Origin of the sequence: Kribbella sp. CA-293567 (assembly GCF_027627575.1) — a bacterium.
Classification (GTDB): domain Bacteria; phylum Actinomycetota; class Actinomycetes; order Propionibacteriales; family Kribbellaceae; genus Kribbella.
The window spans coordinates 2,517,728-2,529,640 of record NZ_CP114065.1; the positions used below are offsets into that span (position 1 = coordinate 2,517,728).

At 69.8% G+C, this 11,913-nt stretch carries 10 protein-coding genes; 7 read left to right on the forward strand and 3 right to left on the reverse strand.

What is annotated here, in order from left to right:
* Position 1: 1 nt before the first annotated feature.
* Together OX958_RS12130 and OX958_RS12135 are read right to left on the reverse strand one after the other, a co-directional pair.
* Positions 2–1,591: an ABC transporter substrate-binding protein gene (locus OX958_RS12130; RefSeq protein ID WP_270137406.1), complete on the reverse strand. Its 1,590-nt coding sequence runs from the start codon at positions 1,589–1,591 to the stop codon at positions 2–4.
* A 39-nt stretch (positions 1,592–1,630) separates the two neighbouring features.
* Positions 1,631–3,019 (reverse strand): serine hydrolase domain-containing protein, encoded by a 1,389-nt coding sequence (locus tag OX958_RS12135; RefSeq protein ID WP_270137407.1) that lies wholly within the window; start codon positions 3,017–3,019, stop codon positions 1,631–1,633.
* A gap of 98 nt (positions 3,020–3,117) precedes the next feature.
* Between OX958_RS12135 and OX958_RS12140 the strand changes: the two genes are divergently transcribed.
* The 7 genes from OX958_RS12140 to OX958_RS12170 all read left to right on the forward strand — a co-directional run bounded on the left by OX958_RS12140 (position 3,118) and on the right by OX958_RS12170 (position 11,055).
* Complete coding sequence (locus tag OX958_RS12140; protein WP_270137408.1) at positions 3,118–3,774, forward strand: nucleotidyltransferase domain-containing protein; 657 nt, start codon at positions 3,118–3,120, stop codon at positions 3,772–3,774.
* 38 nt (positions 3,775–3,812) lie between these two features.
* Positions 3,813–5,015, forward strand: a complete 1,203-nt coding sequence (locus OX958_RS12145; RefSeq protein WP_270137409.1) for a cysteine desulfurase family protein — start codon at positions 3,813–3,815, stop codon at positions 5,013–5,015.
* On the forward strand, positions 5,015–6,103 hold the full coding sequence (mnmA, locus tag OX958_RS12150) for a tRNA 2-thiouridine(34) synthase MnmA (protein ID WP_270137410.1): 1,089 nt from the start codon (positions 5,015–5,017) through the stop codon (positions 6,101–6,103). Before OX958_RS12145 ends, mnmA begins: the two co-directional genes overlap by 1 nt.
* Before the next feature lie 4 nt (positions 6,104–6,107).
* Positions 6,108–7,112, forward strand: coding sequence for a methionine synthase vitamin-B12 independent (locus tag OX958_RS12155; RefSeq protein WP_270137411.1), 1,005 nt, complete (start codon positions 6,108–6,110; stop codon positions 7,110–7,112).
* Positions 7,113–7,143: 31 nt separating this feature from the next.
* A complete protein-coding gene (ligA, locus tag OX958_RS12160; RefSeq protein WP_442913263.1) occupies positions 7,144–9,273 on the forward strand; it encodes an NAD-dependent DNA ligase LigA in 2,130 nt (709 codons plus the stop codon).
* A gap of 81 nt (positions 9,274–9,354) precedes the next feature.
* A complete protein-coding gene (locus OX958_RS12165) occupies positions 9,355–10,824 on the forward strand; it encodes a PT domain-containing protein (protein WP_270137412.1) in 1,470 nt (489 codons plus the stop codon).
* Between the two features lie 6 nt (positions 10,825–10,830).
* Positions 10,831–11,055 (forward strand): hypothetical protein, encoded by a 225-nt coding sequence (locus OX958_RS12170; protein WP_270137413.1) that lies wholly within the window; start codon positions 10,831–10,833, stop codon positions 11,053–11,055.
* Positions 11,056–11,148: 93 nt separating this feature from the next.
* On the opposite strand, the gene OX958_RS12175 is transcribed toward OX958_RS12170, so the two are convergent.
* Entirely contained in the window at positions 11,149–11,793 is a 645-nt protein-coding gene (locus OX958_RS12175) for an ACT domain-containing protein (RefSeq protein ID WP_270137414.1), read from the reverse strand.
* Positions 11,794–11,913: the final 120 nt, after the last annotated feature.

The window sequence follows — 11,913 nt, forward strand, 5'->3', positions numbered from 1 at the left end:
CTCACCCCAGCATCCGGATGGAGGCAGGGGAGACGCCGTCACTGAGCTCGAAGGTGGCGCCCTTGGCGAAGACCGGCACGGTCGAGTTGGCGAACGGCACCACGTTGACCTGCTCGAACAGCGCCCGCTCACCGGCCGCCCAGTCGGCACACCCGTCGGCTCCGGCGATCGAGGCCGCCTTCTTGACCGCGGCGTCGTACGCCGGGTTCTTGATCGACGAGAAGTTGCTGCCGTTCGGCGGTCCGGTCCCGGACAGGAAGCTGACCAGCTGACTGGGCAGGCTGACCGTCAGCGGGATCAGGCCGGCGTGCCAGGTGCCCTGACCGGCCAGGATGACCGTGCTGACCTCGGCGGTGGAGACGGCCTTCAGGGAAACGCCGATCCCGAGGTCGGTCCAGGACTTCTGCAGCAGTTCTCCGGCGGACTGCATCGTCGGACCGAGGTTGGTCGGGTAGTAGAAGACCAGCGAGAGCTTGGCACCGTCCTTCTCCCGGATGCCGCCGGCACCGGGTTTCCAGCCGGCCGCGTCGAGACCGGCCTTGGCGGCCGCCAGGTCGAAACCGGGCAGGTTGCCGGTGACCGTGTCGTCGTTGCAGGGTCCGGTGCCGGGGACGACCAGGCTGGTGGTCGGCGAACCGGCGCCACCGGTGATCACCTTGCCGAGCTGAGCCAGGTCGAGGCCCTGCGTCAGCGCCCGGCGTACGGCGAGGTCCGCGGTAGGAAGACCGGCCTTCTGGTTGAACCAAAGCTCGCCCAGCGGCGAACCGGCACTGCGGGAGAACAGCTTCTGCGCCTCCAGCCGTTTCCGGTCGGGGCCGGCGACCGGCGCGATGTTGACCTCGCCGGACAGCAGCAGGTTCGACGTGGTGGTCTCGTTGGCGAGGACCCTCAGCACCACCTTGTCCGGCAGCCCGGCCTGGTCGGCCTTGAAGTCACCCGGCCCCCACGCGTACTCCTTGCGGCGGGTCAGCGTGTAGTGGTCACCCGGAACAGCCTCGGTGACCTTGAACATGCCGGTGCCGTCCGAGCCCTGCTTGAGCAGGCCGCGGTCCTTCATGCCCTTGGCGCAGACGATGTGCAGGCCGCCGACGTTGCGCACCAGGAAGGCGTCGGGCGCGGCCGCCGTCACGGTCACCGTGCCGGCCGCGTCGTCACCGGTGGCCTTGGCGCCGGGCGGCACGAAGACCCCGATCCGGGTCGACTTGCTGGCCGGATCGCCGACGAAGTTGATGTTCTCCGCGATCGTGCTCGCCGTCAGCGGCGTACCGTCCAGGCAGGTGATGCCCTTGCGCAGCGTGTACTTCGCGGTGGTGGTCGTGCCCTCCCACTTCTCGGCGAGGCCGGCGACCTGCTGACCCTTCGCGTCGATGTTGAGCAGCGAGTCGTAGAGGAACTTGTCCACCTGCATGGTGATCGACAGGGAGGTGAACTGCGGGTCCAGGTTGCCGGGGTCGCCGCTGAGCGCCATCGTCAGCGTCTGGCCCTCCACCGGCTTGCCGGCGGCGGTCGTCTCGCCGCCGGAACTGCAACCGGACAGGACCAGCCCGGTGACCAGCGCGCCGGCCACCGCAACGGTGAATGCGGATCTCATGGTGCCTCCAGGAAGCTGGATCGTTGCTGCGGGGTCGGATCAGGCTGCGGCGCGGCGGATGGCCCGGCCGTTGAACAGGTAGAGCGCGCGGCCGCTGCCGTCGTCGCCGAGGAAGACCTGCGGCATGTTCACGCCGTTCTCGGTGACCAGGGCGATCAGGCTCTGCTCGTCGCGGCCGACCAGCTCGACCGGATCGGGCGCGGGACCGAGCTCGGCGAACATCCCCTTCGGCGTCTGGTCCAGCCAGACCTTGCCCTCGTCGTCCTGCCGGACGGTGAAGTCGGCGACGTCGCAGCTGTAGGTGCCGAGGAACCGGTCCGTGTTCATCGGCACCGGCTCGGCCGGGGGAGTGGGCAGGGCCGGCAGGTCGAGGCCGGCGAGCTCCTCGACCAGGTGGCCCATGACCGCCTTGTAGAGCTCGATCGCGTCGCCGCCGTTGGTCAGCACGGTGACCGCCAGACCGTGCTCGGGCACGATCCGCAGGAAGGCGCTCTGCCCGATGGTTCCGCCGTCGTGGCCGATCACGGTGGTGCCGTCCCAGTCGAAGATCTCCCAGCCGAGCCCCCACGCGTCACCCATCAGGCCGAGCGAGGGCAGCTTGACCTGAGGCTCCTGCATCGCCTTCACCGCGGCCGGGCTCAGCACCGCGGTACCGTCTGCCGCTGTGCCCGAGTCGAGGTGCATCTTGGCGAAGGCCAGCAGGTCTCGTGGCCGCATCGCCAGCATGGCGCCCGCGGGTGCCATCCCGCGGGTCATCCCCCAGAACGGCGCCGGCACCGGGGCCGCGTCGGGAGTAGGCCGGAGGTGACCGACCGCGGCACGGTGCAGGATCGCCTCGTACGGGTCGGTGGCCGAGTGGGTCAGGCCGAGCGGGGTCAGCAGGTGGTCGCGCAGCGCGGTGTCGAACGGCTTCTCCCGCAGTACCTCGATCAGCCGGCCCAGCATCGCGAAGGCCGCGTTGTTGTAGGAGAACATCTCGCCCGGGCCGAACAGCTGGCCGACCTCGTTGAGCGAGGCGGCGAACTTCTCGACGGCGTCGTCGCCCTTGCCCGTCTCGTTGAAGATGTCGCCCTCGAAACCGGACGTGTGGCTGAGCAGCTGGCGCACGGTGATGACGGCGGCCGCGGCCTCGTCGCCGATCTTGAACTCCGGCAGGTAGTCGCGCAGCGGCCGGTCGAGATCGACCTTGCCCTCGTCGACCAGTTGCAGGACCAGCGTCGTGGTCCAGACCTTGGTGATCGAGCCGATCTGGAAGACGCTGTCAGGAGTCGCCTCGACAGCGGTCGCGGTGCTCAGTACGCCGGCCGCGTGGTCGATCACCTCGCCGCCGAACAGCACGCCGACCGCCGTACCGGGGACCTGGTGCTCGGCGAGCAACGCCGGGAGCCGGTCTTGGAGCCACGTCTGGATTTCGTTCAGGGTCGCCATGTGCCGACGCTAGGACCGCCGGGACGCCCAGTATTCGTCGCCGGCGACAACCGCCCGGGGCGTTTTCGTCCGGGCGAACGAGGTGTCAGGATCGGGGGATGGAGCAAAGGCACTGGTACGGCGAGGGCCTCGACCCCGACGAGCTCGCCTTCCAGCGCCTGTACGGGCCGGTCGAACCGGCTTCCCGGCAGGAGGCGGCCGAGTTCTTCGGCGGTCTCGGCCTGGACTGGTGGATCGCGGGCGGCTGGGCGGTGGAGGCGTTCACCGGGGTTTCACGGCCGCATGACGATCTGGACGTGTCGTTCTGGCGCAAGCACGTGCCGGAACTGGTGCGGTACGCCGATGGCCGGTACCACGTGTGGTCGGTGGGGAGCCGGATGCTCTCGCCGCTGCCGGTCGACGAGCCGGTACTGCCCGAGACCGCCGATCAGGTGTGGCTGCGCGAGCACGCGCTGGCGCCGTGGAAGTACGACGTGGTGCTCAACCCGGATCGCGACGGGCGCTGGGTGTTCCGTCGCGACCCGTCGCTGGACTACGCGCTCGACGAGGTGACCTGGGTCGCCGACGACGGGATCCGGTACCTGAACCCCGAGATGGCGGTCGCCTACAAGGCCCGGCTGGATCGGCCCAAGGACCGCCAGGACCTGGCCGCCGTCCTCCCGCTGCTCTCCGCCGCGAAACGCACCTGGCTCGCCGACATGGTGCACCACCTGCACCCCGGCCACGGCTGGCTTGCCCAGATCAACGGCGGCTGAACGGGAACATCCGCCGAGGACTTACTCTTGAGGGTGTTATGACCTCTTCCGGCCGTCGTACGGTCTACCTCGATCACGCTGCGACGACTCCGATGCTGCCCGTGGCGATCGAGGCGATGGCCGCGCACCTCGGGCGGACCGGCAACGCCTCGTCGCTGCACGGGTCGGGGCGCGCCGCCCGCCGGACCGTCGAGGAGTCCCGCGAGACGATCGCCGAGGCGCTGGGGGCCCAGCCGAGCGAGGTGGTCTTCACCTCCGGCGGCACGGAGGCCGACAACCTCGCGCTGAAGGGCCTGTGGTGGGCCCGGCTGGCCGAGGATCCGCGCCGCCGCCGGATCCTGCTGAGCGGCATCGAGCACCACGCGGTCCTCGATCCGGCCGTCTGGCTCGCCGAGCACGAGGGGGCCGAGCTCGAGTGGCTGCCCGTCGACGAACTGGGTCGCGTCCGACCCGAAGCCGTCCAGCAGGCGATCGAGTCGGACCCCGCGTCCGTGTCCTTCGTCACGCTGATGATGGCCAACAACGAGGTCGGCACGCTGCAACCGGTCCAGGCGATCGCCGCGCTGGCGAAGGAGCACGCGATCCCGGTGCACACCGACGCCGTCCAGGCGGTCGGGCAGGTGCCGGTGAACTTCGCCGAGCTGGGGGTCGACGCGATGACCGTGTCGGGACACAAGGTCGGCGGGCCGTACGGGATCGGCACCCTGGTGGTCCGCAAGGAGACCAAGCTGGTGCCGATCGTGCATGGCGGCGGCCAGGAGCGCGACGTCCGTTCGGGCACGCTGGACACGCCGGCGACGGCCGGGTTCGCGGTCGCGGTGGCCCATGCGGTGGAGCACCAGGCCGAGCACGGTGAGCGGCTCACGGCCCTGCGCGACGCCCTGATCGAGGGCATCACCGGTACCGCGCCCGGCGCGATGCTGTCGGGCGACCCGGTCGGCCGTTTGCCCGGTAACGCACACTTGTCGTTCAAGGACTGCGAGGGCGACTCGCTGCTCCTGTTGCTGGACGCGCGCGGGATCGAGGTCTCCACCGGATCGGCCTGCAACGCCGGGGTCGCCGAGCCGAGCCACGTCCTGCTGGCGATGGGGTACGACGACCAGCGGGCTCGCGGGTCGTTGCGCTTCACCCTGGGGCACACGTCGACACGGGCCGACGTGGACGCCGTACTGGACACCATCGGGCCCGTCGTCGAGCGGGCGATGTCCGCCGGACTGCAGAACGTGGGAAGGAACAACTGATGCGGGTACTCGCAGCCATGTCCGGCGGGGTGGACTCCGCCGTCGCGGCGGCGCGGATGGCCGAGGCCGGTCACGACGTGGTCGGGGTGCACCTGGCGCTGAGCCGTAACCCGCAGTCGTACCGCACCGGCGCTCGCGGCTGCTGCACGGTCGAGGACTCCCGCGACGCGCGCCGCGCCGCCGACGTGATCGGCATCCCGTTCTACGTCTGGGACCTGGCCGAGCGGTTCCACGCCGACGTGGTCGAGCCGTTCGTCGCGGAGTACGCCGCCGGCCGGACGCCGAATCCCTGCCTGCGCTGCAACGAGAAGGTCAAGTTCAGCGCGGTGCTCGAGCGGGCCCTGGCGCTCGACTTCGATGCCGTTGCCACCGGCCACTACGCGCAGATCGTCGAGACCGCGGCCGGCCGCGAGCTGCACCGCGCGGTCGACCCGGCCAAGGACCAGTCCTACGTGCTCGGCGTCCTCACCCAGCAGCAGCTCCAGCACGCGTTCTTCCCGCTCGGCGACACCCCGAAGACCGAGATCCGGGCCGAGGCCGAGCGCCGCGGCCTGTCGGTGGCCGCCAAGCCGGACAGCCACGACATCTGCTTCATTGCCGATGGCAACACTCCGGGCTTCCTCAGTCAGCAGCTGGGCGAGTCGCCGGGTGACATCGTCGACGCCCAGGGCAACAAACTGGGCGAGCACAGGGGCACCCACGGTTTCACCGTCGGCCAGCGCAAGGGCCTCAAGATCGGTACGCCGGCCGCCGACGGCAAGCCGCGTTTCGTCCTCGACATCAGCCCGGTCGACCGCACCGTCACGGTCGGCTCCCGCGCCGAGCTGGCCGTCGAGCGCCTGACCGCCTCACAGCCCCGCTGGTGCGGCCCGGCCCCGACCGAGACGATGCACGTGAAGGCCCAGTTGCGCGCGCACGGCGAGGAGATCGCGGTGACCGCGCGGGTGCGGGACGGCCAGGTGCTCGTCGAGTTCGACGAGCCCGCCGACGCGGTCGCCCCGGGCCAGGCAGTCGTCCTGTACGACGGCACGCGCGTGATCGGTTCGGCGACCATCGACACGGTCGAGCGCGTCACCCAGAAGGTGTGACCCCTTGACTCCTTTCGGTCCCGCCGCGACCACCGCGATGGGCTCGCTGCCCGGCGAGGACGTGCGCGAGTGGACGAAGTACCTGCTGGACGCTGTCACCATCCCGTTCCTGCCGGAGCTTCCTGGCCGCCCGTACGGTGACATGCTGAGCCGGGCCGGTGGCGTCGTGACCTCCCTGGCGATGGACCTGCAGCCGGCCGGCTGGCGGCTCACGGGCGGCAACGACCCGCGGTCGAGCCTGGACCAGCGAAGGGCCAGGTCCCTGCTCCTCCAAGACCTGGACGTGCTGGAGGAGTTGGCCGACGGCTACAGCGGTCCCCTGAAGCTTCAGGTGACCGGGCCTTGGACACTCGCTGCGACCGTCGAGTTGCCGCGCGGTGACAAGGTGCTGGCCGACCACGGTGCCCGGCGGGATCTGGCCGAGGCTTTGGCCTATGGGCTGCAGGACCAGGTCGCAGACCTGCGCAAGCGGGTGCCGGGGGCGGAGCTCGTAGTACAGCTCGACGAGCCGGGGCTGCCCGCAGTACTGGCTGGTGCTGTTCCGACTGCCAGTGGGTGGGGCAAGCATCGCTCTGTCGACGGGCCTGGCGCAGTGGACCTGCTGAGCCGGGTGATCGAGGCTGTGTCTCCTGCGCTCACCGTGGTGCACTGCTGCGCGGCACGGCCGCCCATCGAGGTCTTCCGCAAGGCAGGGGCCGGGGGAGTGGCTGTCGACCTGGCACTGCTCACGGATGCTGCCTGGGAGCAGATCGCCTTTGCTGTGGAGGACGACGTCACGCTGTATGCGGGCGTGGTACCGACCACCGGCGAGGTGCCCAAGCCGGAACGGGCCGCCGAGCTGCTGACCCGTCGCTGGAACGAGATCGGCCTGACCCGCAAGGACCTCGTCGACGTCGTGATCACCCCGGCGTGCGGTCTCGCGGGCTCTCCGTCACCGTCGGACGCCCGTGCCCGGCTCGAACTTCTCAGTCGGGTCGCGGATGTCGTGGGAGACACCGCAGAAGCCTGAAAACGTCGGTGGCTGCCGGTAAGTTTTGCTCATGAGTACGGAACTCCCCGAGACGACTGCCGCCGACCAGCCTGCCGCGCCGCCCGAGGTGCGGGAGCGGCACGCCGCGCTGAGCCGGGAGATCGAGGAGCACCGGTTCCGTTACTACATGGCCACCTCGACCATCTCCGACGCCGACTTCGACGCGCTGATGCACGAGCTGCAGGCGATCGAGGAGCAGTACGCCGAGCTCCGCACGCCCGACTCGCCCACCCAGAAGGTGGGAGTGCCGATCTCGACCCTGTTCACCGCGGTCGAGCACCCGCAACGGATGGAGAGCCTCGCCAACGCCTTCTCCGCCGAACAGATGGAGGCCTGGGCCAAGCGGCTGGAGCGCGAGGTCACCGTCCAGCAGATCCACCACAGCGGCTTCCTGTGCGAGCTGAAGGTGGACGGACTGGCCCTCGACCTGGTCTACGAGAACGGCCGGCTGGTCAGCGGCGCCACCCGCGGCGACGGCCGCACCGGTGAGGACATCACGCTGAACGCCCGCACCATCGACTCCATCCCCAACGAGCTGGCGACCGACGACCCACCGGCCTTCCTGGAGGTCCGCGGCGAGGTCTACTTCCGGGTCGAGGACTTCACCGAGCTGAACGCCCAGCTCGTCGAGGCCGGCAAGGACCCGTTCTCCAACCCGCGCAACAGTGCCGCCGGATCCCTGCGCCAGAAGGATCCCCGGGTCTCCGCGAGCCGTCCGCTGCGGTTCGTCGTGCACGGCATCGGCAAGGTCGAAGGACTTCGCATCGACCGGCTCTCCGAGGCCTACCAGCTGCTCAGGGAGTGGGGTCTGCCGGTCAGCGACCGGGCCCGCCGGGTCGAGACGCTGGCGGAGGTGAACGAGTTCATCGCCTACTACGGCGAGAACCGGCACTCCGTGGACCACGAGATCGACGGCGTCGTGGTCAAGGTGGACGAGGTCGACCTGCAACGCGCGCTCGGCTCGACGTCGAGCGCCCCGCGGTGGGCGATCGCGTACAAGTACCCACCGGAAGAGGTGACCACCAAGCTGCTGTCGATCGACGTGAACGTCGGCCGCACCGGCCGGGTCACGCCGTACGGGGTGATGGAGCCGGTCCGGGTGGCCGGCTCGACGGTCGAGTTCGCGACCCTGCACAACGCCCAGGAGGTCGAGCGCAAGGGCGTCTGGATCGGCGACACCGTCGTCCTGCGGAAGGCCGGTGACGTGATCCCGGAGATCCTCGGCCCGGTGATGGAGCTGCGCCCCGCCGACGCGTACCCGTTCCGGATGCCGACCCACTGCCCTTCCTGCCGGACCGAGCTGCGGGCGATGAAGGAGGGCGACGTCGACATTCGTTGCCCCAACTCCCGATCGTGCCCGGCGCAGTTGCGGGAGCGGTTGTTCCACCTGGCCGGCCGATCCGCCTTCGACATCGAGGTGCTCGGCTTCAAGGCCGCCGACGCGCTGATCGGCAACGAGCTGATCACGGACGAGGGTGACCTGTTCTCGCTCACCGAGCAGGACCTGATCGGCAGTTCCTTCTTCACCACCAAGGCCGGCGCGCTGTCGGCCAACGCCACCAAGCTGCTGGCCAACCTCGAGCGGGCGAAGAAACAACAGCTGTCACGAGGGCTGGTCGCACTGTCGATCCGGCACGTCGGCCCGACCGCGGCGGCCGCGCTGGCGGCGGCGTACGACGACATCGCCGCGATCGAGGCTGCCTCGGAGGAGGAACTGGCGCAGCTCGAGGGCGTCGGGCCGACCATCGCGCACGCGGTGATCGAGTGGTTCGCCGTCGACTGGCACCAGGAGATCGTCCGGAAGTGGACCGAAGCCGGCGTCGAACTGCGCCAGATCCGGTCTGGACCAACGGTCGAACAGACCCTGGTGGGACAGTCTGTGGTGGTCACCGGGACGGTCGAGGGGTTCAGCAGGGACGAGGCGACCGAAGCGATCGTCTCGCGGGGCGGCAAAGTGGCCGGCTCGGTGTCCAAGAAGACGTCGTTCGTGGTGGTCGGCGATTCGCCGGGATCCAAGTACGACAAGGCGGTTCAGCTCGGGGTGCCGATCCTGGACGCCGCCGGCTTCGGTGTTCTGCTCACCGAGGGGCCGGAGGCGGCCGCGGCGGTGGCCACCAGGCCTGCTCCGGAAGATGCCTGACACTCAAGGGATCCAACGGAGCCTCTGATCCGTCCGACTGTTAGTTTGCACCATCTACACGTGGGTTTCTAAGGAGCGCATATGACTACGCCGCCACAAGGACCGTGGGGTCCCGGGCAGCCGGGCGGCCAGCCGGGCGGGCAACCAGGGGGTCAGCCGGGTGGACAGCCGGGTCAGGGTGGCTGGGGACAGCAGCCTGGCCAGGGCGGTGGCGGCTGGGGACAGCCGCCGGCGCAGCCTCAGCCCGGTCAGCCTCAGCCTGGTCAAGGCCAGCCCGGTCAGGGACAGCCGCCGCAGGGTGGTTGGGGTCAGCAGCCGGGGCAGCCTCCGCAGGACGGACAGCCCGCCGGTGGTTGGGGCCAGCCGCCTCAGCAGGGGCAGCCCGGCTACCAGCAGCAGCCGTGGGGTCAGCAGCCGCAGCAAGGTGGCTGGCACCAACAGCAGCAGCAACCCTGGCAGGCCGGACCGGGTGGACCCGGCGGGCCGAAGAAGGGTGGCATCCCGAAGGACAAGCTGCCCCTGGTGATCGGTGGCGGCGTCATCGGCGTCCTGCTGATCGGCCTGCTGGTCTTCCTGGGCGTTCGCGCCATGGGCGGCGAGGACACTCCGGTCGGGCAGCCCACCACCACCCAGCCGACCGGTGACCCGACGGGCGAACCGACGGGTGAACCGACCGGCGAGCCGACGGGGGAACCGACCGGTGAGCCCACCGGCGAGCCGAACAACTCCGGCACGGTGGGTGAGTCCAAGGGGCAGGCCAAGACCGCGACCGACAAGTTGCAGGCGGCCGGCTACGGCTGTTCCGACCTGTTCAACGGTGGGCAGGGCGCGCACCGCGGCTGCTTCAAGGTCGACGAGATCAGCCAGGCCGAGATCCTGTTCCAGTTCCAGCCCGACGGCACGATCATCGGGGCCCTGATCCGGGCGCGGAACACCGAGAACGTCAACAACGCGGTGGTGGCCTTCGACGCCGCGCTGCAGGCGATCGGCAACGACACCTTCGGCGGTAGCGAGGTGGCCAAGATCCAGGCGGCGGTCAAGACCGGGCAGAAGAACGCCAAGGTCGGCAGCACCTGGGGCGAGTTCAGCCTGATGAACCTCGGGGGCACCGTGCAGGTGTCCGGCGGCAAGTCCGGCTCCGACTCCTACGACCTGCCGCGCAAGGAGTTCCAGTCCACCGAGGACCAGCTGAGCGCGGCGCTCAAGGCGAAGCAGTACACCTGCACCTCGTCCTGCCGTAAGGACCTCGGCCGGTCGGGCTCGCAGCGGATCTTCGCGATCAGCAGCAACGGCGGCATCCGGGTGCTGGAGTTCAGCGCCTCCGGGAAGGCCGACGAGGTCAAGGCGGCACTGCCGACGGCGATCGCGGACGGGTTCGGCGTACTCAAGGGTCCGGACGTGGCACCGCTGAAGGCGTTCCTGGACGCACGCAAGGACGGCAAGCCGTACATTGCCTATGTGGCCGGATGGCGCGTGGAGCAGCGCGGCTCGGGTGACGGCGACTACCTGTCCCAGACGATCTCGATCAAGTACGAGTCGTACTACGTGTGAGGTGTGATGAAGTTCAGCCCGGCGAAGCGGGAGCAGACCCCGGTGGCCAAGCCGCCACCGGAGGCACTGCACCGAGTGGACGGCGGCGGTCCGTGGGGTCCGACCCAGTTCGACCTCCCGGAGCGTGACGGCAGCAACACCCAGGCGGTGGTGGTCGTCGCCGTCGTCGGGGCCATCGTGCTGCTGGTGATCGCCGGCCTGTGGGCACTGCTGTACTACCAGTACAACTGAACTTCGCACCGAACCGAGAACGGCCTCCCGCTCAGCGGGAGGCCGTTCTCGGTTGCTCGGGTGGAGTCCGCGGGTGAGGCGGACGCCGCGGTATTACGCGGTAGCGCGGATGGTGACCGCGAGGCTGGCCAGGTAGCTCAGGCGGGCCACCTCGGAGCCGAGGAACTCGGGTCCACCGCGGCGGCCGATCACCAGCACCCGGCGATCCGACTCCAGCGGCGCCGCGACCAGGACAGACTCGGACAGACCCTTGTGGTCCGGCGCGGTCAGCGTCGTCGCCTTCGCCAGCGGCAGCCACTGCTCGGCCAGGTCGCCGAACTCCGGGGTCGCGCTGGTCTCCAGCGCCACCTTGATCTGGCTGCCGGTGCCGTCCAGCAGCGCGGCCCAGTCGGCGTGCAGTACGGCCGGGGCCTGCTCGACCAGGATGTCGACCGCTTCGGCCGGTGCCGACGTCATCTGCTCGACGGCTTCGAGGTCCATGTGCAGGCCGCCGCCGGCGCCGTACCGGGAGAACCAGATCACCTCGACGTCGGGGACGCCGTTGCAGGCCGAGACGAGCCGGTCGGGCAGCACGCCCGGCGGCAGGTCGACCACGATGTCGTCGACGGCGGTGCCGTTCTCGCGGCGGTGCTCCACGATCTCGATCGCGTGGATGTCGGCGTTCACCTCGCCGAGTGCCGTGGCGACGGTGCCCAGCGAACCGGGACGGTCCGGGATGATCAATCGCAGCAGGAACACCGAACGATCATCTCCCAGCCGAATACCACCCAAGTTACGCCCTGTCGCGGCCAATGTTACAGAGCGGAACAAAGTGACACGCCCGGGGCCCGTCAACCGGTCCCGGGTTGCGGCCGCGAA